Here is a 21191-nt window from a genome sequence, read left to right as displayed (position 1 = left end):
AAAATTTTTTAACTTAGGAAAGGTAGGTTAGACTTTGAACGATATGGTCAAAAATCTGGTGCTTTGGGTGGTAGTGGCAGTCATTATGATGACAGCATACCAGAGTTTTAATTCCTCTTCGGTAGATAATTCTACTGATTATACAACCTTTGTTTACGATGTCAGCAATGGACAAGTGACAGAAGCGCGTTTTGATGCCAATGAAATTACGGTAACGAAAACGGATGGTTCTAAATATTCAACCGTAATGCCGCCACTTGAAGATAAAAAATTGCTTGATGACTTGTTAAGCAAAAAAGTGAAAGTGGAAGGTACGCCATTTGAAAAACGTGGTTTCTTATCCCAAATTTTAATTTCTTGGTTCCCAATGTTATTCCTTGTTGGTGTATGGGTATTCTTTATGCGCCAAATGCAAGGCGGTGGTGGCAAAGCAATGAGCTTTGGTAAAAGCCGTGCCAAAATGCTGAATCAAGATCAGATTAAGGTGACTTTTGCGGATGTCGCAGGTTGCGATGAAGCAAAAGAAGAAGTGGGCGAAATCGTTGATTTCTTACGTGATCCGAATAAATTCCAAAACTTGGGCGGTAAAATTCCAAAAGGTATTTTGATGGTTGGTCCCCCAGGTACTGGTAAAACTTTACTTGCTCGTGCTATAGCAGGAGAGGCAAAAGTTCCATTCTTCACTATTTCTGGTTCTGATTTCGTAGAAATGTTTGTGGGTGTTGGCGCATCTCGTGTACGTGATATGTTTGAACAGGCTAAGAAAAATGCACCTTGCTTAATCTTTATTGATGAAATCGATGCGGTGGGGCGTCAACGCGGTGCAGGTTTAGGTGGTGGACATGATGAACGTGAACAAACCTTAAACCAAATGCTCGTTGAAATGGATGGGTTTAGCGGTAATGATGGTGTAATTGTTATTGCAGCGACTAACCGCCCAGATGTACTTGACCCAGCTTTAACTCGTCCAGGCCGTTTTGACCGACAAGTTGTTGTTGGTTTGCCTGATGTGAAAGGTCGTGAGCAAATTTTAAAAGTGCATATGCGCAAAGTGCCTGTAGCACAAGATGTTGATGCAATGACATTAGCGCGTGGTACGCCGGGCTATTCTGGTGCAGATTTAGCAAACTTAGTGAATGAGGCTGCTTTATTTGCTGCTCGAGTGAATAAACGTATGGTCACCATGCTTGAGTTTGAAAAAGCGAAAGATAAGATCAATATGGGGCCAGAGCGTCGTACCATGATTATGACAGATAAGCAAAAAGAGTCGACAGCTTATCATGAAGCAGGTCATGCGATTGTAGGTTATTTAGTTCCTGAGCATGATCCTGTACACAAAGTGACTATTATTCCTCGTGGTCGTGCGTTGGGTGTGACATTCTTCTTGCCTGAAGGTGATCAAATTAGTATTAGCCAAAAACAATTAGAAAGTAAGCTTTCTACCTTGTATGCGGGTCGTTTGGCAGAAGATTTGATTTATGGTGAAGAAAATATCTCAACGGGTGCATCAAATGATATTAAAGTAGCGACTAATATCGCGCGTAATATGGTGACGCAATGGGGATTCTCTGACAAATTAGGTCCGATTCTTTATACGGAAGATGAGGGCGAGGTTTTCTTAGGCCGTTCAATGGCGAAAGCAAAACATATGTCAGATGAAACCGCTCATGCAATTGATGAAGAAGTTCGTGCAATTGTAAATCGTAACTATGCGAGAGCAAGACAGATTTTGATCGACAATATGGATATTCTTCATGCGATGAAAGATGCATTAGTCAAATATGAAACTATTGAAGAAGAACAAATCAAACAATTGATGAATCGTGAACCAGTCACTCCGCCATCAGGATGGGAAGAGCACACTGGGCAAGCTGCTTATGTAAATAGCAATAATGCTCAAAGTGCGGGTGAAAATTCGGTAGATTCTAATTCCTAATCAACTATCTAATCAACAAGGCCTTTCTTCGGAAAGGCTTTATTTTTCCCTAATGATTTTTTTCTTCAGTGTATTCCGTTATAATCGCTCGACTAAAATTAATCTAAAAATCTACCGCACTTTATGAAACTTTACGCGAACAATAAATGTCTTGATTTAAGCGTGCCTCAAATTATGGGGATCCTTAATTTTACGCCTGATTCTTTTTCTGATAGCGGACAGTTTTTTAGCTTGGATAAAGCGCTTTTTCAAGTTGAAAAAATGTTGGAAGAAGGTGCGACAATTATTGATATTGGTGGTGAATCTACGCGCCCTAATGCAGATGAAGTATCTGAACAAGAAGAATTGCATCGTGTTGTGCCAGTAGTGGAGGCGGTGCGAAGCCGTTTTGATTGCTGGATTTCTGTCGATTCGTCAAAAGCAGTTGTGATGCGTGAAGCGGCAAGTGTTGGAATGGATTTGATTAATGATATTCGTGCTTTGCAAGAGCCAAATGCGTTAGAAACCGCAGTAAAACTAGCTTTACCTGTTTGTATTATGCATATGCAAGGTCAACCTAGAACGATGCAGGCAAATCCTCATTATGAGAATGTTGTACAAGATGTATTCGCTTTTTTACAGAAACGTACCAATGAATGTCTTTCTGCTGGTGTTAAAAAAGAAAACTTAATTTGGGACATGGGATTTGGTTTTGGTAAGTCTGTACAGCATAATTATCAATTATTAAAAAATCTGAATGAATTTTGTCAGATAGGCTATCCAGTGTTAGCGGGATTATCTCGCAAATCAATGATTGGCGCTGTGCTTGATAAACCCGTCGATCAGCGAGTGATAGGTAGTGCGGCAGGTGCGCTTATTGCAGCGCAAAAAGGTGCAAAAATTTTACGCGTACATGATGTTGCAGCAACATCAGATATGCTCAGAGTTTGGCAGGCAACAGAAAATGCCTGATGGTTTTATAACTATAAAAAATTAAAGGAATTTTATTATGGCAAATCGTAAATATTTTGGAACAGATGGTGTACGTGGAAAAGTGGGCACTTATCCAATTACACCAGATTTCGCATTAAAATTAGGTTGGGCCGCGGGAAAAGTGTTGGCTTCTCAAGGTTCGAAAATGGTTTTAATCGGTAAAGACACCCGAATTTCGGGATACATGTTGGAATCAGCCCTTGAAGCAGGTTTAGCTGCTGCGGGGTTATCTGCTGCATTTACTGGCCCTATGCCTACACCTGCCATTGCTTATTTAACCAGAACTTTCCGTGCTGAAGCGGGTATTGTGATCTCAGCCTCTCATAATCCTTATTATGATAATGGCATTAAATTCTTTTCAGCAAAAGGCACTAAATTACCTGATGAAATTGAAGAAGCCATTGAAGCGATGTTAGAGCAACCGATGGATTGTGTGGAATCTGCCGAATTAGGTAAAGCAAGCCGTATTAATGATGCGGCAGGACGCTACATTGAGTTTTGTAAAGGCACATTCCCTGCACACTTAGGATTGGAAGGTTATAAGATCGTGGTAGATTGTGCAAATGGTGCAACCTACCATATTGCGCCTAATGTATTGAGAGAGCTAGGTGCGGAAGTCATTGAAATTGGTACGGATCCAAATGGTTTGAATATTAATGAAAAATGTGGTGCAACTGATGTGACAGCATTGCAAGCCAAAGTAGTTGAAATGAAAGCTGACGTTGGCTTAGCTTATGATGGTGATGGTGACCGCATTATGATGGTCGATCATTTAGGAAATAAAGTCGATGGCGACCAAATTCTCTTTATTATTGCGCGTGAAGCATTGCGCTCAGGTCAATTAAAAGGCGGTGTCGTTGGCACATTAATGAGTAATATGAGCTTAGAGATTGCGTTGAAAATGCTTGGCGTTCCTTTCTTACGTGCAAATGTGGGTGACCGTTATGTATTGGAAAAAATGGTTGAAAACGATTGGACGCTTGGTGGTGAGAATTCAGGTCATATTATCATTGCGGATAAGAATACAACGGGTGATGGCATTATTGCTTCATTAGCTGTATTGGCGGCGATGGCTCAGCATAAATTATCATTAAATGAATTAGCGAGTGCGGTTAAATTATTCCCTCAAGTGCTAATCAATGTACGTTTTGCAGGCGGGGAAAATCCACTTGAAAGTAATGCCGTAAAATCTGTTGCCGTAGACGTTGAAAAACGTTTAGAAGGCAAAGGTCGTATTTTATTGCGTAAATCGGGTACGGAACCACTTATTCGTGTTATGGTGGAATGCCAAGACGCTGAACTAGCACAACAATGTGCAGAAGAAATTGCAGAAGCAGTTAAATCGCATTAATTTTTTAACCGCACTTTATTTAGTGCGGTTTATTTTTATTAAATACTTAGGAAAGCAAATGAATATTTTTATTATGCGTCATGGAGAGGCTGAAGTAATAGCTAATAGTGATAAAGCTCGTCGCTTAACTGCCTATGGTATTAAACAAACTTTTTCTCAAGGAGAATGGTTAAAACAGTATTTAAGTACGCTAGTAATTAATTCACTAGACCGTATTTTAGTGAGCCCTTATGTCAGAGCTCAAGAAACCTTTCATCAAGTTAATCAAGCTTTTGATTTTGTATTAGAAAATAAATTTGAAACTTGGGAAGGAATAACCCCTTATGGCCATGCGCATTCAGTCATTGATTATTTAGAAGTGCTGAAACATGATGGGGTTAAATCTGTGTTGATTATTTCTCATTTACCTTTAGTGGGAGAAATCGTTGCTGAACTGTATGGAAAACGAAATCCAATACCATTTTATCCTGCAACGATTGCTCAATTATTATGGGATGGTAATAAATCAGAAATATTGATACATCAAGCATCTAGAGAAATTCATAAGATTGATTAAATCTAAAACATATATTCATATACATTTCTTTACAAAAAATAAAGTTTTTCTATGGAACTTTTTAAAATATATTTAATATCAATATGTTAATGCTCTTTTTGCACTTGTTTATTTATCAGAAATGTAAATTTTTGTATTAGCTATTTTCTTTTAATAAAATTTCCGTAAACTACGCCCTATCAAAGCAATAGGGCTTTGCCGTAATCGAGATTTATTCTATGGAGAAAATTATGAAAAAATTAACACTAGCATTAGTTTTAGGTTCAGCTTTAGCGGTAACTGGTTGTTTCGATAAAGAAGAAGCTGCACAAAAAGTTGACGCAGCTAAACAAGCGGCAACATCAATGGTTTCTGAAGCAAAAGACGCAGCAACTAATGCTGTTGCTGATGTTAAAGATGCGGCTAAACAAGCTTCAACTGAAGTGAAAAACACTGCAGTAGATAAAGCTGCTGAAGTTAAAGATGCTGCAATGGCACAAGTTGAACAAGTAAAAGATGCTGCAGCAGCTAAAGTTAGCGAAATGAAAGATGCTGCAACCTCTAAAATTGATGAAATGAAAGACGCAGCATCATCAAAAATGGATGCAATGAAAGATGCTGCTACTTCTAAAATGACTGAAGTTAAAGATGCAGTTTCTGAAAAAGCAACTCAAGCAGCTGATGCAGTAAAAGAAGCTGCAAAATAATGCTTTAATCAATTTAAATGATAAAATCCCTGTTAAAGAAATTTAATAGGGATTTTTTATTTAGGAAAACAAAATATGTTATGTGCAATTTATAAAAGTAAAAAGAAACCGGGAAGTTATCTGTATATTGCGAAAAGAGAGGATTTTTCTCAAGTGCCAGAAGTGTTACTGAGCCACTTTGGAAAACCAGAATTAGTCATGATGTTTAATTTACTTGGGAGCAAACCGCTACATAATGTAGATAGTAATGAGGTATTGGAAAAAATTAAACAACAAGGATTTTATTTGCAAATACCAAAACAAGATGATGGTTTATTTAATAGCTTGAGTGAGATCAAATAAATTGTTTATTTTTGATACGAAAAAGAGAAAATTTGCGTTATCTCAAATTTTTAAAGGAAAAATTCTTTTAAAATCCACCGCACTTTTTAAAGGAGAGAAAAATGAGTAGCTTTTTTGTTGCGGGGACAGATACAAATGTGGGAAAAACCACGGCAACCCGCGCGATTATTCAAGCCTTGCAAAAGCAAGGTGTGCAAGTTGTTGGGTATAAACCCATTGCTTGTTGCGGTGAGGAAAGTATTTACCCTGCGATGCAAGAAGAAAATACATCAGATTATGATAATTTATCAAATTCAGATGTATTAACATTAATGGATTCAACAAAAGAAAATGTGTCCTACAAGGATATTAATAGTTATACCTTTAGCCATAGCGCACCGATGCTGACACAAGATAGGACGCGTATTAAGTTAGATAAAATTAATCATGATTTAACTCGATTAAATCAAAATTATCAGTCTGTGGTGGTTGAGGGCTCGTTTGGTTTAATGACTCCAATGGCGGAAGGAAAAAGTTTTGCTGATTGGGTTGCTCAACGAAAAATGCCTGTAGTTCTTGTGGTTGGTATTAAAGATGGTTGTGTGAATCACGCGTTGTTGACTGTGCAAGCGATTCAACAGCTAGGTGTGCCTCTATTGGGCTGGATAGCTAACCGTGTTAATCCATTATTAAGCCATTATGCAGAAATTGTTGATTTGCTTGTTGAGCATATTGATGCTCCACTTTTAGGTAAAATTCCTTATTTGCATAAAGCAGAAGAGCAAGAATTGGGACATTATTTGACGGATATTGATCGATTAATGTATATGCAAACAGAGTTAGTCAAATAATAAAGTGCGGTTAAAGTTTTTTATATTTAGATAAGGGCGTAAATAACGCCCTTATTTCATGGAAGAAAGATATCTTATCTTTAAGTTATTCTGGTCTTACACCTAACATATGACAAATTGCATAAGTTAATTCACTACGATTTAGCGTATAGAAATGGAAGTCATTCACGCCTTCGCGAGATAAAATTTTCACCATATCCATCGCAACACTAGCCGCTACAAGATTACGAGTAGTTTGATCATCGTCTAATCCTTCATAAGCGTTAACAAGCCATGCAGGAATTTTCACATTAGTGAAAGAAGCCATTTTTTGTAATTGCTTAAAGTTAGTTACAGGTAAAATGCCCGGCACGATTTCAGTATCAATACCAATTGATGCACAACGATCACGGAAACGTAGGTAGCTTTCAATATCAAAGAAAAATTGAGTGATAACATGATTTGCACCTGCATCAATTTTACGTTTTAAATTAATCAAGTCTGCTTGTGCTGATTTTGCTTCTGGATGAACTTCTGGGTAAGCTGCTACAGAAATATCAAAATCAGCGACAGAGCGGAGTAGTTCCACAAGATCTGACGCATAAAATGGTTTTTTAGCATATCCTTTGGGTTCGTCACCGCGTAACGCAACGATGCGACGAATACCACTGTCCCAGTAATCTTTAGCAATTTGTTTTAATTCTTCAGGTGTGGCATCAATACCAGTTAAATGCGGAGCAGCCTCTAAGCCAGTTTCTTGTTTGATTGCTTTTACAATACCATGAGTGCGGTCACGCTCGCCAGAGTTTGCGCCGTAAGTAACAGAAACAAATTTCGGTTTTAACACTTTTAAACGATGAATCGAATCCCATAAAAGCGTTTCCATTTTTTCATTTTTGGGTGGGAAAAATTCAAAAGAAACATTAATTTTTTTATTAAAGTCAGCGATGTGCTGATTAAGCGTGTCAATTTCTTTAGCGTAGCTCATAAAAATTCCTATAGCTAGTATGATGATATTTGAGTTAACAATAAAATAACTTTATGTATGAGTCAATTTTAATAAATTCATTAAAAACATTAATTTAGTTAATGTAAATAGGTTTCAGCAAAAATACTAAAATATTGCATAAAAAATTAGCATTAATGAAATAAATATGTATAATACACCGACCCTGTAAATGTGCGAATTCCCATCGTACATTATTTTATCGAGATCTCACTCGAAGGGGTGGCGATTAAGATCAATGGTTGTGTTCATAAGAACACTGGGTATCAAACTAATTTTTGGTAATTAATTAATGAAAACTTTTGTAGCAAAACCAGAAACGGTTAAACGCGACTGGTACGTAGTAGATGCGACAGGTAAAACTTTAGGTCGTTTAGCGACTGAATTAGCACGTCGTCTTCGTGGTAAACACAAGGCTGAGTACACTCCACACGTAGATACTGGTGATTACATCATCGTTATCAACGCAGACAAAGTGGCAGTAACTGGTCGTAAAGAAACAGATAAACTTTACTACTGGCACACTGGCTATGTAGGTGGTATTAAACAAGCGACTTTCAAAGAAATGATCGCTCGCCGTCCTGAAGCAGTGATTGAAATTGCGGTTAAAGGTATGTTGCCAAAAGGTCCATTAGGCCGTGCAATGTTCCGTAAATTGAAAGTGTACGCGGGTGCTGAACACCAACACGCTGCACAACAACCACAAGTATTAGATATTTAATCACGAGGTTTAGAAAATGGCAGAGAATCAAAACTACGGCACAGGTCGCCGCAAAAGCTCTTCAGCTCGTGTATTTATCAAACCGGGCAGTGGTAAAATCACTATCAACCAACGTGAATTAGACGTTTACTTCGGCCGTGAAACTGCGCGCATGGTAGTACGTCAACCATTAGAATTGGTTGAATTAACTGATAAATTAGACCTATACATTACTGTTAAAGGTGGTGGTATTTCTGGTCAAGCGGGTGCAATCCGTCACGGTATCACTCGTGCATTGATGGAATACGATGAAACATTACGCCCAGCACTTCGTGCAGCTGGTTTCGTTACTCGTGACGCACGTCGCGTTGAACGTAAAAAAGTGGGTTTACACAAAGCACGTCGTCGTCCACAATACTCAAAACGTTAATTTTTATTTTTGTTTCGAAAAAGAAAAGCAGAGAGAAATCTCTGCTTTTTTGTTATCTAACTTATTGATTATAAAACAATAAAAAAGAATTGTTTGGCAAATGACTTACGCTTTGTGGTAGAATACACACCCCTTATAAAATATAGAATATTTTTGGATCTTCGGAGGAATAAATGTCCAGCGCATCAAGTAAACGTTCAGTAATGACCCTTTTTTCAAATAAAGATGATATTTACTGTCATCAGGTAAAAATTGTTTTAGCTGAAAAAGGTGTACTTTATGAGAACGAAGAAGTTGATTTGCAAGCATTACCAGAAGATTTAATGGAATTAAATCCGTATGCTACGGTGCCTACGTTAGTTGATCGTGATCTTGTTTTGTTTAGTTCACGAATTATTATGGAATATCTTGACGAGCGTTTTCCGCATCCACCATTAATGCAAGTGTATCCAGTTTCTCGAGCAAAAGATCGTCTTTTGATGTTACGAATTGAACAAGATTGGTATCCAACTCTCAAGAAAGCAGAAAATGGTACAGAAAGTGAAAAAGCTGAAGCACTCAAACAATTAAAAGAAGAACTTTTAGCGATTACACCAGTTTTCCAGCAAACGCCTTATTTCATGAATGAAGAGTTTGGTTTAGTGGACTGTTATGTTGCGCCATTATTATGGAAATTAAAACATTTAGGTGTGGAATTTACAGGTCCAGGTAGTAAACCGATTAAGGGATATATGGATCGTGTATTTAGTCGAGATTCATTTTTGCAGTCTGTAGGTGAAGCTGCACCAAAAAATTTAATGGATGATAAATAATGGAATACAAAGCTTCCCCTAAGCGTCCCTATTTATTACGCGCCTATTATGATTGGCTAGTAGATAATAGTTTCACGCCTTATTTAGTTGTTGATGCGACTTACTTAGGCGTCAATGTTCCTGTCGAATATGTAAAAGATGGACAGATTGTATTGAATTTGTCTGCCAATGCTACGGGAAATTTACAACTTACAAATGATTTCATCCAGTTTAATGCCCGATTTAAAGGTGTCTCTCGTGAATTGTATATTCCAATGGGCGCAGCGCTTGCGATTTATGCTCGTGAAAATGGTGATGGCGTGATGTTTGAGCCAGAGGAGATTTACGATGAACTTAATTCTGAGCCAGATACTGAACAACCAACAGGTTTTCATGAGGCTGTAGAGAGTCCTAAAAAACGAGAAGAAAAAAAGAAAACAAAATCAGCTTCTCATTTAAGAATTGTTGATTAAGAAAAAACGCGATGAAGTTATCGTCGCGTTTATTTTTATAAATTGTCCTGTTTTGCAATAAAGTTGAGAATTTTTTCTTCAATTCCTTTTGAATCTAATCCCAAATCTTTCAATGCCTCTTGCTGTGTTGCTTGTGGAATAAAATAATCTGGCAAACCAAACTGTAAAAGTGCGGTTGATTTTCCAGATGAATTTAGTACTTCCGCTACAGCAGATCCAGCTCCACCTTGAATTGCATTTTCTTCTAATGTGACTAAATAATCGTGAGTTTGTGCAAGCACATTAATCATTTCAATATCAATCGGTTTCACAAAACGCATATCGACAACTGTTGCATTGAGTTTTCCTGCAGCCTCTAAAGCAGATGGTAACAGGGTACCAAAATTTAAAATCGCAATTTTTTGACCTTCTCGAATTAAACGTGATTTACCGATAGGAAGTATTTCTAAAGGTGTTAGTTCAACACCAATGGCATTTCCGCGAGGATAGCGCACTGCCGCAGGTTTCCCACATTGATAACCTGTATAGAGCATTTGACGGCATTCATTTTCATCACTTGGCGTCATGATGATCATATTGGGAATGCAACGCATAAAGCTGAGATCAAATGCCCCTTGGTGTGTTGGACCATCAGCGCCTACGATACCCGCTCGATCAATCGCAAATAATACAGGCAGATTTTGAATAGCAACATCGTGAATCAATTGGTCGTAAGCACGTTGTAGAAATGTCGAGTAAATCGCAACTACGGGTTTATATCCGCCAATAGCAAGTCCAGTGGCAAACGTAACGGCGTGTTGCTCTGCAATCGCTACATCAAAATATTGTTCTGGGAAACGCTGAGAAAATTCCACCATGCCAGAACCTTCACGCATTGCTGGTGTGATACCAATAATTTTGGAATCTTTTTCTGCCATTTCGCATAGCCAATCACCAAAAATTTTCGAATAAGTTGGTTTAGTATTGTGTTTAGGCAATTCACCACTGATTGGGTCAAATTTTGGTACGCCGTGGAAACCAATCGGATCTTTTTCTGCTGGCGCGTATCCTTTACCTTTTTTCGTTTTGATATGTAAGAATTGTGGTCCCTTCAGATTGCGCATATTCGTAAGTGTTGCCACTAATTCATCAATATTATGCCCATCCACTGGGCCAATATAATTAAAACCGAGTTCTTCAAATAATGTACTTTCTGGCGAGAACATCACTCCTTTCATATGTTCTTCAGTTTTTTTCATAAAGTTTTTTACAGGTGGAACTTTATCGAGAATTTTTTTACTTCCATCTCGTAATGTGGAGTAGATAGAACCAGAGAAAATACGAGCAAGGTGATTATTTAACGCGCCAACATTTTCTGAAATAGACATTTCATTGTCATTTAAAATGACCAACATATCAGTGTGAACAGAACCTGCGTGATTCAGCGCTTCAAAAGCCATTCCTGCAGTAATTGCGCCATCACCGATGACGCATACCGTTTTTCTACCAGCATTTTCTCGCTCTGCGGCGACAGCAATACCTAATCCAGCACTAATAGAAGTAGAGGAGTGGCCAACACTTAATACATCAAATTCACTTTCTTCACGCCAAGGGAAAGGATGAATACCATCTTTTTGGCGAATTGTGGACATTTGATCTCGACGACCGGTTAAAATTTTGTGGGGATAAGCTTGATGTCCAACATCCCAAATTAACTGATCAAATGGTGTTTTATACACGTAATGTAGTGCAACAGTTAGCTCTACAGTGCCTAAACCTGATGCTAAATGCCCGCTAGTTTGACTAACAGATTCTAAAAGATAACCACGTAATTCTTGGCAGAGTTGTGGTAGCTGCTCTTTATTTAAAAGACGCAAATCTTCTGGTGAATTAATCAAAGATAATAAGGGGTAATTGTTCATATTGTTAGTCATTTTAAAAACGTTATAATTTTAACCGCACTTTGTCAGCATTGATGCGGTTGGTATTAACTTTTTCTAGTAATAATGAATTCAGCTAATGCACGAAGTGCGGTCGTATCAAAAGGAATTTTTTCTAATTCAGACAAAGCACTTTGATATAGATCTTGCGCTTTTTGTTTTGCGCCACTTAATCCAAGTAATTTTGGATACGTACTTTTATCTAAATCAAGATCCGCGCCGACTTGTTTGCCAGTTTCTGCACTATCACCCTCAATATCTAAAATATCGTCTTGAACTTGAAAGGCTAAGCCAATGGCTTCCGCATATTGTGTTAAGGATTGTTCTAACCTTTTGTCGGCAAAATGCGGAGAACAAATAAAACCTAATTTTAATGCGGCAATCAGCAATGCGCCCGTTTTGTTACGATGGATTAATTCTAATTTGCTTAAACTAATTTGTTTATGTTCAGAGATAAGATCTAAACTTTGCCCTAAGCACATTCCTTGTACGCCAGAGCCTTGAGCTAAAATTTTAACTAAAGCCAGTTTTTGTTCAGAAGAAATATTTGGCGTTTTAGTTAACATTTCAAAAGCAAAACTTTGCAGCGCATCGCCCGCAAGAATAGCCGTAGCTTCATCAAATTGGATATGACAAGTAGGATGCCCACGACGCAAATTATCATTATCCATTGCAGGTAAATCATCGTGAATTAAGGAATAGGCATGAATGGCTTCAATAGCAGCGGCAGCGTAATCTAAGGTTTGTTTCTCAGCCCCAAGCATTTGACCTGTTGCGTAAACTAAAAAAGGTCTAACCCGTTTACCACCAAGTAATAATGCGTATTTCATCGCGTCAAGCAAAGGTGCATTATAACTTGCAATACCCTCAAATTGGGCTTCTAAAAAGCGATTGATACGAGTTTGAACCTGCTGTAATTCTTCAGAAAAGTTACCCATTAAGCATTCCCTTCATAATCATTCAGTGGGGCATCTTCAGTTTTTTGCAATAAGATCTGAATACGTTGTTCTGCTTGTTGTAAACGTTCTTGCCCTAACTTAGCCAGTTGCACACCTTGTTCAAATTCTTTTAACGCTTCTTCTAACGGCAGATCGCCATTTTCTAAATGTGTAACAATATTTTCTAACTGCGCTAATGTTGTCTCAAAATCTTGCGAAGATGCGGGTTTACGCGCCATGGAATTATCCTTTTTCACGGTAAAAATTGCTTGCCATTGTACTGTATTTTACTTGAGTTGTTAAAAAATTATTTCAAGCTAGGACCAGTGGACTTTTCACTATCTTTGCGTAAAATACTCGCCACTTTAAATACCCAAGCTATTCATATGAAATTTATCGTTAAACTTTTTCCTGAAATCATGATTAAGAGCGAAACTGTGCGTAAACGTTTCGCAAAAATTTTAACCTCTAATATCCGCAATATTTTACAGAAATATGATGAAGAAACTGCAGTTGTGCGTCACTGGGATTACATTGAAGTGCGGTCAAAAAATGAAGAAAATCGTGAAGAATTAATCGCCTTGTTACAACGTATTCCCGGTATTCATCATTTTTTAGAAGTTGAAGAAAAACTGTTTACCGATTTACATCATATTTTTGAATTGACGCTTGCTGATGTCGCGCAACAACTTCAAGGCAAAACCTTTTGCGTTCGAGTAAAACGTAAGGGAAAACATAAATTTAGTTCGATTGAAGCAGAACGTTATATCGGCGGTGGATTAAATCAACATATTGAAAGCGCAAAAGTGCGGTTAAAAAATCCAGATGTAACAGTTCGTATTGATATTGAAGATGACAAAATGATGTTAGTTAAAGCACGTCACGCAGGGATTGGCGGTTATCCGATTGGGACGCAAGAGGATGTGCTTTCTTTGATTTCAGGGGGATTTGATTCAGGTGTATCGAGTTACATGTTGATTCGTCGTGGTTCTCGAGTTCATTATTGTTTCTTTAATCTTGGCGGCGCAGCCCATGAAATTGGCGTTAAACAAATGGCTTATCATATTTGGCAACGCTATAGCGCTTCACATAAAGTACGCTTTATTGCGATTAACTTTGAGGGGGTTGTCGGTGAGATTTTAGAGAAAGTCGATAACGGCCAAATGGGCGTTGTATTAAAACGGATGATGGTGAGAGCAGCAAGTAAAGTCGCTCAACGTTTTAATATTGAAGCGATTGTGACAGGGGAGGCATTAGGGCAAGTTTCTAGCCAAACTTTAACCAATTTACGCTTGATTGATGAAGCCGCTGATGCCTTAGTATTACGCCCGTTAATTACGCATGATAAAGAACAGATTATCGCGATGGCGAAAGAAATTGGTACTGACGATATTGCAAAATCTATGCCAGAATTTTGTGGGGTGATTTCAAAAAATCCTACGATCAAAGCTGTTCGTGAAAAGATTATAGAAGAAGAAGGGCATTTTAATTTTGAGATTCTTGAAAGTGCGGTGCAAAATGCGAAATATTTAGATATTCGCCAGATCGCAGAAGAAACAGAAAAAGAAGTGGGGGAAGTCGAGGCAATTTCTGTATTAGGTGAAAATGAAGTAATTTTGGATATTCGTAGCCCAGAAGAAACGGATGAAAATCCATTTGAATCGGATACACATGAAGTCATTCAAATGCCGTTCTACAAACTTTCCTCTCAATTTGGTAGCCTTGATCAAAGTAAAAATTACGTGTTGTATTGTGAACGTGGTGTGATGAGCAAATTACAAGTCTTATATTTGAAAGAAAATGGTTTCTCAAATGTGCGTGTATTTGCAAAAAACATTCATTAATTAGGACATAAAATATGCGTAATCAAACTAAACAGCATCTTGAACAGCTTCAAATTACCATGCAGCAGCTTAATTTATGGCAAACGATGCCCCCTGCTGCAGAGGCATTTTTAAGTGAAGAGCCTTTTTCAATTGATACGATGTCTGCCGAAGAGTGGCTACAGTGGGTATTTATTCCACGCATGCAGGCATTGTTAGAAAGCGGTGCTACTTTACCAAATAAAATTGCTATTTCTCCTTATATTGAAGAAGCAATGAAGGAATTTGATGATTTACAACAACTATTAATTCCTTTGGTTGCTTTAGAAGAACTTCTGAACAAGAAAGAATGTTAGAAATTTTATATCAAGATGAGTTTCTCGTTGCGGTGAATAAGCCTGCAGGAATGTTGGTTCATCGCAGTTGGTTAGATCCTCACGAAACTCAATTTGTGATGCAAACCTTGCGAGATCAAATTGGCCAACATGTATTTCCTATTCATCGTTTAGATCGACCGACATCTGGCGTGTTGTTATTTGCATTAAGCAGTGAAATTGCGAATTTAATGTGTGAACAGTTTGAACAAAAGTGCGTTCAGAAATCTTATTTGGCTGTAGTACGAGGGTATCTACAGGGAAAAGAGCGGATAGATTATCCACTAAAAATTCAATTAGATAAAATCGCAGATAAATTTTCTCAAGAAGATAAAGAGCCTCAAGAAGCGATTACTGATTATGAAGGATTAAAAATAGTCGAAATGCCTTATCCTGCTGGGCGTTACCAAACGACACGTTATTCTTTAGTTAAATTAATTCCTCATACAGGCAGAAAACACCAATTACGTCGCCATATGAAACATATTTTTCACCCAATTTTAGGGGATACACAATATGGTGATTTGCATCAAAATCGTGTGTTAACCTTGCATCTTGGCTGTTCTCGGTTATTTTTACATTCTAATAGTTTGTCATTTATTCATCCAATAACGAAAGAGCAAATAACAATTACAGCAGGTTTAGATGAACAATGGCATCAATTAATGAATCAATTTGGATGGGAAAATGTTTGATATTAATTTAACACACGAACAGCAACAAAAAGCAGTTGAACAAATTCAAGAACTTATGGCAAAAGGGATTAGTAGTGGAGAAGCGATTCAAATAGTGGCGAAAGCACTACGAGAAATTCATAAAAATGATAAAAAAACTCCAGAAAATTAAATTTTTTGTGATCTACTTATCATTTTTGAATATTGCTGATTGCATAACCGATCAAAATATTTGAATATAATGTCCATGCGAGGTGATAAGGCGAGAGTCTTATTGATTTATTGTTTTAGTAGGCGAAGCCTAGAGAGGTCTTTTATGGAAGTTGGTGTTGTGAAATGGTTCAATAATGCAAAAGGATTTGGTTTCATTTCCGCAGAAGGCGTGGATGCCGATATTTTTGCACATTATTCAGTGATTGAAATGGATGGTTATCGTTCATTAAAAGCAGGTCAGAAGGTGCAATTTGAAGTTATCCACGGAGACAAAGGATCTCATGCCACGAAAATAATTCCACTTGTGGATAATCAAGAGTAATAATGCGAATACTCTAAATTTTTTCTCTATTAGTCCTAACTCAAAAAGACAAGAATTGCAGCTTGTCTTTTTTATTTTAATAAATTCTTTAAACTAGTTTTCATTGCTGCCATTTGATTTTCAAATTGTGCTTTGCTTTCTCTTTCGTCGATCATATAGGTAATTGTTTCCGAAAGCGTCATCTTCATTTTTCGAGAATATTTAGAAAGACGTAGCCAAACCGCATATTCCAAATCAATGGATTTTTTCTTGGTATGTTGTTTTTCACCATTAAAAAAGCGTTTACGGCGTGCACGAATAGCTTGATCAAGCTTAATTGGTAAGGCTGGAGAAAGATGATTCTTAATCCATTCTTCAATTTTTTCTGGATAATTTTGGGATTCTAATAATTCTTGGGCTTTAGCTTCTTGTAAACTTCGTTCTTCATAACGAGTAATGTTTTCCCCTTCGCGATGTTTACGAATTAGGTAAATCCATTTCCAATTTGCTTCTTGATTTTCGAGTTTTTGGTATTTCATTTTTTATCATTGAGTGACGTCGTAACTGCATTAATATACGTGTTTTTATGCTGATTTTCTAGTGGATTTTCACAAGGCTATTAAATATGCGATAATGTGGCTAATTTTTCTAGAAAGAGACCAGCCGTGAGTTCATTATTTTCTCAACAACAAGCTATTGAGCAATCTTTAAATTGGCAGGCATTACAACCTGATTTGGCAATTCAAGATTTTCCTTTAGAACCAGTGGATTTCTGGACATTACAATCGAATGCCACGCAGGCTATTGATTTATTTTTACGCCATCCAACGCGTTCCTTATTGATGATGAAAGTAGGTGAGCCGGTTGAATATGCGGAATTATTACAAAATTTTATATCGCAAAACCATCACAAAGAGCGGTCAATTTTCGGTGTGAATTATGTGATAGAGCAAGGCGACTCTTTTTCTTTTCCTCATGTTTATACTGAGCCAGCAAAATCTTTAGATGATAATTTTGCCAGTCAAGGTGAGGCGTTAAGCGCATTGTATTGCGATCAATTCCAGCTTTTTGGTAGTTTTCGGATTCATCCAAGTTCACAAGATATTCAATTAGTGCCAGGATTAGTGCATAAAGCTAATGGTGGTGTTTTGATTTTAAGTGCGGCAACATTGTTATCTCAATTTGATTTATGGGGGCGATTAAAACAAATTCTGCAAACCCAAACTTTTGATTGGTATTCAGCCCATCCATTTAAAAATTTACCTTGTGATATACCAGGCTATGCGCTGAACTTAAAAGTGATTGTACTTGGTAATCGTACTGAATTAGCCACTTTGGCTGAGTTAGAAGAAAACCTTTATTCTTTTGCCGATTATGCTGAAATTGAAAGCTATGTTTCTGTGGCTGAAGTGGAGGAACAAAAAACGTGGGCGGGTTATGTACAACAAATGGCTCAAGAGCAAAATATTGAGCTAGATTTTTCGGCGTTAAATAAACTCTATCAATTATTAGTTCGTGAAAGTGAAGATCGCTTTTTAATTAATGCATCTCCTCTAAAATTAAAAGAAATATTACAAGATGCCTCAACTTTTGCAGAAAAAACAGCATTAAGTGCGGAGGATTTTGAGGATATTTTTCAACAAAAATTGGCGCAATATGGTTTCCTAAAAGAACAAACTTATGCCGATATTTTAAATGAGCAAGTTTATGTCGAAACTCAAGGAGAAATTGTTGGGCAAATTAATGGCCTTTCAGTAATTGAATATCCTGGTACGCCCGTATGTTTCGGCGAACCTTCGCGTATTAGTTGTATTGTGCAATTCGGCGAAGGGGAAGTGATCGACGTTGAAAGAAAAAATGAACTAGCGGGAAATATTCATGGTAAAGGCATGATGATTGCGCAAGCTTGTCTTTCCAATATATTAGATTTGCCATCGCAATTGCCATTTTCTGCCTCATTAGTGTTTGAACAGTCTTATGGTGAAATTGATGGTGATAGTGCATCTTTGGCGATTTTCTGTGTGCTTGCAAGTGCTTTGGCCGATTTGCCTTTGCCTCAAAATATCGCAATTACAGGATCGATTGATCAATTTGGACTTGTTCATTCTGTTGGTGGGGTAAATGATAAGATTGAAGGCTTTTTTACTATTTGCCAACGTCGTGGTTTAACTGGAAAGCAAGGTGTAATCATTCCAATGACGACTATTCAGCAACTGAGTTTGTCTGATGAAGTGAAAAGTGCGGTAAAAAATGGTGAATTTTTTATTTATCCTGTAGAAGATATTTATCAAGCTTGCGAATTATTATTTAATCGTGATTTGCTAGATGAAAACAAAGATTATACAGAAAAAACTGAGCCTTTATCTCGTCTTATTCAACGTCGAATTGAGGGGAGAGCTGATTCAGAAAGAAAAGGTTTTTGGAATTTCTTCCGCCCTTAATAGATAAAAGCGAACATTTGTTCGCTTTTATTTCTTCTATAATCTATCAAAGTGACTGCTCCGACAAGTTTTGCGAACAAGTGTTAGCTATTTACACTTTGATATGTTCTCTTTAGAATGTTTTATATCAGTTTAAAACTGAATTTATCATATATAAAGGAACCTAAAATGCAAAACACTTGTACACCTAATAAAAAAAGTAGCTATTCTTATGATGATTTGCTCGCGTCAGGTCGTGGCGAATTATTTGGCAAAGAAGGGCCACAATTACCCGCTCCAACCATGTTGATGATGGATCGCATTATTGAAATGAATGAGGATACAGGTGCTTTTAGTAAAGGATATATTGAAGCCGAACTTGATATTAAACCTGAATTGCCGTTCTTTGGTTGTCATTTCATTGGCGATCCAGTAATGCCAGGTTGTTTGGGATTGGATGCTATGTGGCAGCTTGTTGGGTTTTATTTAGGCTGGATTGGTGGCAAAGGAAAAGGCAGAGCATTAGGGGTTGGTGAAGTAAAATTTACAGGACAAATTTTGCCAACAGCTAAAAAAGTGGTGTACCGAATCCATATGAAACGAGTAATTAATCGTAAACTAGTTATGGGAATGGCTGATGGTGAAGTTGAAGTTGATGGCCGCGTTATTTATACAGCAACAGATTTAAAAGTTGGACTATTCCAAGATACCTCAGCATTTTAATTTTTCTTTATTAATTCATACAAAAGAGCGGTGAAAATTTTTCTTAGATTTTCACTGCACTTTTTTTATCCTTCTATCAATAAGCAACGTTCAATTACATCATATAAAGGTCATTGGAACATGCTAGTCTCTAAGGAAAGTTGTCCTTTTTCTATACGGATTTCTTTAGCAAATTTTTTTATAAGCACATCACGCATATTGTTTTTATCTAATGTATAAACAGGAATATTTTCCAGTAATTTAGCGACATTCTCATTTAAAAAAGGCATGATTGTTTGCATTTGTTGCATATATTGCTGTGGTTCTCCTGACCAACGTAAAATACGCATTTTCTTTAAGTAAACCGCGCCTTCTTCGGGATTATAATAAGGAATTGTATCGAAGGTCAGATTTAATTTTCCTGGCAATTTTTTATTGCCAAATTGAAATAAACCCTCTAAAGTACCGCTCATTTCTACACGTTTATCATTAGTTTGCCCAATTTGGGTACTCAAATTTCTTACTTGATAATCAAGAAAAAATAATCCTGGTAAGCCAAATTTATCCTCAATAGCGCCTTTCTCTTGTAGATATTGATTAATTTGATATTCAGTTATTGAAAAAGGTGAAGCCGATATATTAGGGGATACCGTTAAAGTTAAAATAGACGTTAACGTAAGAAATAATAATTTAATTTTTTTCATATTTAATTTTTAGTTAAGTTAAAAGCAAAATAAAAATAGTGGATAAATATACCACAAATAGCAATGGAGTGATGTAGTAATGAGCCCTGAATTTAAAGAATATGTTAACCAATTAGTTATAGCACATCGTGATGAAAGAATTTATCCTTTTCAATATGAAGGCAAGAAATTTTGGTTGAAGCAACCTGAAAAATTGAAAGGGATTTGGTTATTATTGAAACCGTATCCGAAGCAATCTTTTAAAAATGAACTACAAACTTTGTTAAATCTTGCTGAAAAAAATGCACCTGTTCCAATAGTCTCTTATCATGATGAGGATTTTTTTGTTTTGGAAGATGCGGGAGCCACTGTATCACAATGGCTATGTGATAAGAAGATAGATGATCAGCAAAAATTTTCGATTATTTATGACGCTTGTCTCGCTTTGATTGATTTACATACTAAAAATCTGGTGCATGGTCGTCCTGCTATTCGAGATATTACTTGGGATAAGGGAAAAGTTACTTTTCTTGATTTTGAATCTCGTTCAAGTAGTCAAAATCAAAATTGGTTAATCGTTCGAGATATGCTATTTTTCTTTGATAGTTTATGTCGAGAAGAAGATATTTCAGATGATTTTATTCAAAAAGTAGCATTGTATTATAAAGCACATTGTGAGGTACAAAATTGGCATAATATGATTATATATTTGCAGCGTTTTCTCTGGATTTACTATCTTTTGTTACCTTTTAAACCTATTGCAAAGACAGACTTAATTGCCGTTTATCGATTATTTGAAATTTTATTAATAAAGTAAAAATGATGAAGAAAACACTTTTTATTATTGTATTATCAAGCATATTAGCTGCTTGTACTGTAGGTGGTGGCGTCAGCGCTGGTGGCGGAAGTAACGGCGTTGGATTAGGACTAGGGATTGGCTCTGGTATTCGATTCTAGTGATGATGAAAAGTGCGGTAAGTTTTAGTAAAGTTTTTAAGGAACTTAGTAAAACTTCTTGCATTTTAAATTTTTACCACTATAATGCACCTCATGTTTCGGACGCGGGGTGGAGCAGCTTGGTAGCTCGTCGGG

26 protein-coding genes and 1 tRNA gene (1 of these 27 only partly in view) are annotated in these 21191 nt (G+C 37.0%); 21 read left to right on the top strand and 6 right to left on the bottom strand.

Annotation, left to right across the window (positions count from 1 at the left end):
- Positions 1 to 43: 43 nt before the first annotated feature.
- From ftsH to bioD, 7 genes are all read left to right on the top strand, one after another.
- Positions 44 to 1936, top strand: coding sequence for an ATP-dependent zinc metalloprotease FtsH (gene ftsH, locus HMPREF9096_RS03900; RefSeq protein ID WP_009500568.1), 1893 nt, complete (start codon positions 44 to 46; stop codon positions 1934 to 1936).
- 123 nt (positions 1937 to 2059) lie between these two features.
- Positions 2060 to 2887 (top strand): dihydropteroate synthase, encoded by an 828-nt coding sequence (gene folP / locus HMPREF9096_RS03905; protein ID WP_009500567.1) that lies wholly within the window; start codon positions 2060 to 2062, stop codon positions 2885 to 2887.
- A 37-nt stretch (positions 2888 to 2924) separates the two neighbouring features.
- Complete coding sequence (glmM, locus tag HMPREF9096_RS03910) at positions 2925 to 4259, top strand: phosphoglucosamine mutase (protein WP_009500566.1); 1335 nt, start codon at positions 2925 to 2927, stop codon at positions 4257 to 4259.
- 58 nt (positions 4260 to 4317) lie between these two features.
- On the top strand, positions 4318 to 4815 hold the full coding sequence (gene sixA / locus HMPREF9096_RS03915; protein ID WP_032803439.1) for a phosphohistidine phosphatase SixA: 498 nt from the start codon (positions 4318 to 4320) through the stop codon (positions 4813 to 4815).
- A gap of 218 nt (positions 4816 to 5033) precedes the next feature.
- On the top strand, positions 5034 to 5501 hold the full coding sequence (locus tag HMPREF9096_RS03920) for a hypothetical protein (RefSeq protein ID WP_009500564.1): 468 nt from the start codon (positions 5034 to 5036) through the stop codon (positions 5499 to 5501).
- 75 nt (positions 5502 to 5576) lie between these two features.
- Positions 5577 to 5843, top strand: a complete 267-nt coding sequence (locus HMPREF9096_RS03925) for a YcgL domain-containing protein (protein WP_005631587.1) — start codon at positions 5577 to 5579, stop codon at positions 5841 to 5843.
- 101 nt (positions 5844 to 5944) lie between these two features.
- On the top strand, positions 5945 to 6673 hold the full coding sequence (gene bioD / locus HMPREF9096_RS03930) for a dethiobiotin synthase (protein WP_009500562.1): 729 nt from the start codon (positions 5945 to 5947) through the stop codon (positions 6671 to 6673).
- Positions 6674 to 6758: 85 nt separating this feature from the next.
- On the opposite strand, the gene metF is transcribed toward bioD, so the two are convergent.
- Positions 6759 to 7640: a methylenetetrahydrofolate reductase gene (metF, locus tag HMPREF9096_RS03935; protein ID WP_005631590.1), complete on the bottom strand. Its 882-nt coding sequence runs from the start codon at positions 7638 to 7640 to the stop codon at positions 6759 to 6761.
- Positions 7641 to 7950: 310 nt separating this feature from the next.
- On the opposite strand from metF, the gene rplM reads away from it, so the two are divergent.
- The 4 genes from rplM to HMPREF9096_RS03955 all read left to right on the top strand — a co-directional run bounded on the left by rplM (position 7951) and on the right by HMPREF9096_RS03955 (position 10052).
- Positions 7951 to 8379, top strand: coding sequence for a 50S ribosomal protein L13 (gene rplM, locus HMPREF9096_RS03940; RefSeq protein WP_005628896.1), 429 nt, complete (start codon positions 7951 to 7953; stop codon positions 8377 to 8379).
- A 16-nt stretch (positions 8380 to 8395) separates the two neighbouring features.
- Entirely contained in the window at positions 8396 to 8788 is a 393-nt protein-coding gene (gene rpsI, locus HMPREF9096_RS03945; RefSeq protein WP_005631594.1) for a 30S ribosomal protein S9, read from the top strand.
- Between the two features lie 173 nt (positions 8789 to 8961).
- Positions 8962 to 9600 carry a stringent starvation protein SspA gene (gene sspA / locus HMPREF9096_RS03950; protein ID WP_005633569.1) on the top strand — a complete coding sequence of 213 codons (639 nt, stop codon included), beginning with the start codon at positions 8962 to 8964 and terminating at the stop codon, positions 9598 to 9600.
- Complete coding sequence (locus HMPREF9096_RS03955; protein ID WP_009500560.1) at positions 9600 to 10052, top strand: ClpXP protease specificity-enhancing factor; 453 nt, start codon at positions 9600 to 9602, stop codon at positions 10050 to 10052. The genes sspA and HMPREF9096_RS03955 overlap by 1 nt, the downstream gene beginning before the upstream one ends.
- Positions 10053 to 10087: 35 nt before the next feature.
- Here HMPREF9096_RS03955 and dxs read toward each other — a convergent pair whose 3' ends face one another.
- From dxs to xseB, 3 genes are read right to left on the bottom strand one after another with little or no spacing between them, the layout of a single operon-like run.
- Complete coding sequence (gene dxs, locus HMPREF9096_RS03960) at positions 10088 to 11965, bottom strand: 1-deoxy-D-xylulose-5-phosphate synthase (protein WP_009500559.1); 1878 nt, start codon at positions 11963 to 11965, stop codon at positions 10088 to 10090.
- Positions 11966 to 12018: 53 nt separating this feature from the next.
- Positions 12019 to 12909, bottom strand: a complete 891-nt coding sequence (gene ispA, locus HMPREF9096_RS03965; protein ID WP_009500558.1) for a (2E,6E)-farnesyl diphosphate synthase — start codon at positions 12907 to 12909, stop codon at positions 12019 to 12021.
- A complete protein-coding gene (gene xseB / locus HMPREF9096_RS03970; protein ID WP_005628882.1) occupies positions 12909 to 13148 on the bottom strand; it encodes an exodeoxyribonuclease VII small subunit in 240 nt (79 codons plus the stop codon). Before xseB ends, ispA begins: the two co-directional genes overlap by 1 nt.
- A gap of 147 nt (positions 13149 to 13295) precedes the next feature.
- On the opposite strand from xseB, the gene thiI reads away from it, so the two are divergent.
- The 5 genes from thiI (at position 13296) to cspD (ending at position 16315) form a co-directional block, all read left to right on the top strand.
- Positions 13296 to 14753, top strand: coding sequence for a tRNA uracil 4-sulfurtransferase ThiI (gene thiI / locus HMPREF9096_RS03975; protein WP_009500557.1), 1458 nt, complete (start codon positions 13296 to 13298; stop codon positions 14751 to 14753).
- Positions 14754 to 14767: 14 nt separating this feature from the next.
- On the top strand, positions 14768 to 15088 hold the full coding sequence (locus HMPREF9096_RS03980) for a YqcC family protein (RefSeq protein WP_005637880.1): 321 nt from the start codon (positions 14768 to 14770) through the stop codon (positions 15086 to 15088).
- Complete coding sequence (gene truC / locus HMPREF9096_RS03985) at positions 15082 to 15801, top strand: tRNA pseudouridine(65) synthase TruC (protein WP_009500556.1); 720 nt, start codon at positions 15082 to 15084, stop codon at positions 15799 to 15801. The genes HMPREF9096_RS03980 and truC overlap by 7 nt, the downstream gene beginning before the upstream one ends.
- Positions 15794 to 15952, top strand: coding sequence for a YoaH family protein (locus tag HMPREF9096_RS03990; RefSeq protein WP_005628875.1), 159 nt, complete (start codon positions 15794 to 15796; stop codon positions 15950 to 15952). Before truC ends, HMPREF9096_RS03990 begins: the two co-directional genes overlap by 8 nt.
- A gap of 144 nt (positions 15953 to 16096) precedes the next feature.
- The gene (gene cspD, locus HMPREF9096_RS03995) at positions 16097 to 16315 is read left to right on the top strand and encodes a cold shock domain-containing protein CspD (RefSeq protein ID WP_009500555.1); all 219 of its coding nucleotides are present in this window, start codon (positions 16097 to 16099) and stop codon (positions 16313 to 16315) included.
- Between the two features lie 71 nt (positions 16316 to 16386).
- Here the strand turns inward: cspD and matP are convergent, their stop codons facing one another.
- Positions 16387 to 16833, bottom strand: coding sequence for a macrodomain Ter protein MatP (matP, locus tag HMPREF9096_RS04000; RefSeq protein WP_005628871.1), 447 nt, complete (start codon positions 16831 to 16833; stop codon positions 16387 to 16389).
- 126 nt (positions 16834 to 16959) lie between these two features.
- Here matP and HMPREF9096_RS04005 point away from each other — a divergent pair, with 126 nt between their 5' ends.
- Complete coding sequence (locus HMPREF9096_RS04005; protein WP_032803437.1) at positions 16960 to 18735, top strand: Lon protease family protein; 1776 nt, start codon at positions 16960 to 16962, stop codon at positions 18733 to 18735.
- 168 nt (positions 18736 to 18903) lie between these two features.
- Entirely contained in the window at positions 18904 to 19437 is a 534-nt protein-coding gene (gene fabA / locus HMPREF9096_RS04010) for a bifunctional 3-hydroxydecanoyl-ACP dehydratase/trans-2-decenoyl-ACP isomerase (RefSeq protein WP_032803434.1), read from the top strand.
- 110 nt (positions 19438 to 19547) lie between these two features.
- On the opposite strand, the gene HMPREF9096_RS04015 is transcribed toward fabA, so the two are convergent.
- The gene (locus HMPREF9096_RS04015) at positions 19548 to 20120 is read right to left on the bottom strand and encodes a DUF1439 domain-containing protein (RefSeq protein ID WP_009500551.1); all 573 of its coding nucleotides are present in this window, start codon (positions 20118 to 20120) and stop codon (positions 19548 to 19550) included.
- A gap of 79 nt (positions 20121 to 20199) precedes the next feature.
- On the opposite strand from HMPREF9096_RS04015, the gene HMPREF9096_RS04020 reads away from it, so the two are divergent.
- From HMPREF9096_RS04020 to HMPREF9096_RS0108765, 3 genes are all read left to right on the top strand, one after another.
- Complete coding sequence (locus HMPREF9096_RS04020; RefSeq protein WP_009500550.1) at positions 20200 to 20916, top strand: hypothetical protein; 717 nt, start codon at positions 20200 to 20202, stop codon at positions 20914 to 20916.
- Between the two features lie 5 nt (positions 20917 to 20921).
- Positions 20922 to 21056, top strand: a complete 135-nt coding sequence (locus HMPREF9096_RS09465) for a hypothetical protein (RefSeq protein ID WP_032803432.1) — start codon at positions 20922 to 20924, stop codon at positions 21054 to 21056.
- Positions 21057 to 21159: 103 nt separating this feature from the next.
- Positions 21160 to 21191 (top strand) — tRNA-OTHER (locus tag HMPREF9096_RS0108765) (it continues 43 nt past the right edge of the window).

Origin of the sequence: Haemophilus sp. oral taxon 851 str. F0397, from assembly GCF_000242295.1 — a bacterium.
Taxonomy (GTDB): Bacteria; Pseudomonadota; Gammaproteobacteria; order Enterobacterales; family Pasteurellaceae; genus Haemophilus.
Note: the sequence above shows the minus strand (reverse complement) of the source record. Positions and strands in the feature narration are given on the sequence as shown.

Coding starts and splice junctions, on each gene's coding strand:
- cspD (WP_009500555.1), top strand. CDS start 16,097: ATGGAAGTTGGTGTTGTGAAATGGTTCAATAATGCAAAAGGATTTGGT.
- ftsH (WP_009500568.1), top strand. CDS start 44: ATGGTCAAAAATCTGGTGCTTTGGGTGGTAGTGGCAGTCATTATGATG.
- rpsI (WP_005631594.1), top strand. CDS start 8,396: ATGGCAGAGAATCAAAACTACGGCACAGGTCGCCGCAAAAGCTCTTCA.
- HMPREF9096_RS04015 (WP_009500551.1), bottom strand. CDS start 20,120: ATGAAAAAAATTAAATTATTATTTCTTACGTTAACGTCTATTTTAACT.
- HMPREF9096_RS03980 (WP_005637880.1), top strand. CDS start 14,768: ATGCGTAATCAAACTAAACAGCATCTTGAACAGCTTCAAATTACCATG.
- HMPREF9096_RS03925 (WP_005631587.1), top strand. CDS start 5,577: ATGTTATGTGCAATTTATAAAAGTAAAAAGAAACCGGGAAGTTATCTG.
- matP (WP_005628871.1), bottom strand. CDS start 16,833: ATGAAATACCAAAAACTCGAAAATCAAGAAGCAAATTGGAAATGGATT.
- thiI (WP_009500557.1), top strand. CDS start 13,296: ATGAAATTTATCGTTAAACTTTTTCCTGAAATCATGATTAAGAGCGAA.
- HMPREF9096_RS03920 (WP_009500564.1), top strand. CDS start 5,034: ATGGAGAAAATTATGAAAAAATTAACACTAGCATTAGTTTTAGGTTCA.
- xseB (WP_005628882.1), bottom strand. CDS start 13,148: ATGGCGCGTAAACCCGCATCTTCGCAAGATTTTGAGACAACATTAGCG.
- folP (WP_009500567.1), top strand. CDS start 2,060: ATGAAACTTTACGCGAACAATAAATGTCTTGATTTAAGCGTGCCTCAA.
- truC (WP_009500556.1), top strand. CDS start 15,082: ATGTTAGAAATTTTATATCAAGATGAGTTTCTCGTTGCGGTGAATAAG.
- glmM (WP_009500566.1), top strand. CDS start 2,925: ATGGCAAATCGTAAATATTTTGGAACAGATGGTGTACGTGGAAAAGTG.
- rplM (WP_005628896.1), top strand. CDS start 7,951: ATGAAAACTTTTGTAGCAAAACCAGAAACGGTTAAACGCGACTGGTAC.
- HMPREF9096_RS03955 (WP_009500560.1), top strand. CDS start 9,600: ATGGAATACAAAGCTTCCCCTAAGCGTCCCTATTTATTACGCGCCTAT.
- HMPREF9096_RS04020 (WP_009500550.1), top strand. CDS start 20,200: ATGAGCCCTGAATTTAAAGAATATGTTAACCAATTAGTTATAGCACAT.
- sspA (WP_005633569.1), top strand. CDS start 8,962: ATGTCCAGCGCATCAAGTAAACGTTCAGTAATGACCCTTTTTTCAAAT.
- dxs (WP_009500559.1), bottom strand. CDS start 11,965: ATGACTAACAATATGAACAATTACCCCTTATTATCTTTGATTAATTCA.
- ispA (WP_009500558.1), bottom strand. CDS start 12,909: ATGGGTAACTTTTCTGAAGAATTACAGCAGGTTCAAACTCGTATCAAT.
- sixA (WP_032803439.1), top strand. CDS start 4,318: ATGAATATTTTTATTATGCGTCATGGAGAGGCTGAAGTAATAGCTAAT.
- bioD (WP_009500562.1), top strand. CDS start 5,945: ATGAGTAGCTTTTTTGTTGCGGGGACAGATACAAATGTGGGAAAAACC.
- HMPREF9096_RS09465 (WP_032803432.1), top strand. CDS start 20,922: ATGAAGAAAACACTTTTTATTATTGTATTATCAAGCATATTAGCTGCT.
- HMPREF9096_RS03990 (WP_005628875.1), top strand. CDS start 15,794: ATGTTTGATATTAATTTAACACACGAACAGCAACAAAAAGCAGTTGAA.
- fabA (WP_032803434.1), top strand. CDS start 18,904: ATGCAAAACACTTGTACACCTAATAAAAAAAGTAGCTATTCTTATGAT.
- metF (WP_005631590.1), bottom strand. CDS start 7,640: ATGAGCTACGCTAAAGAAATTGACACGCTTAATCAGCACATCGCTGAC.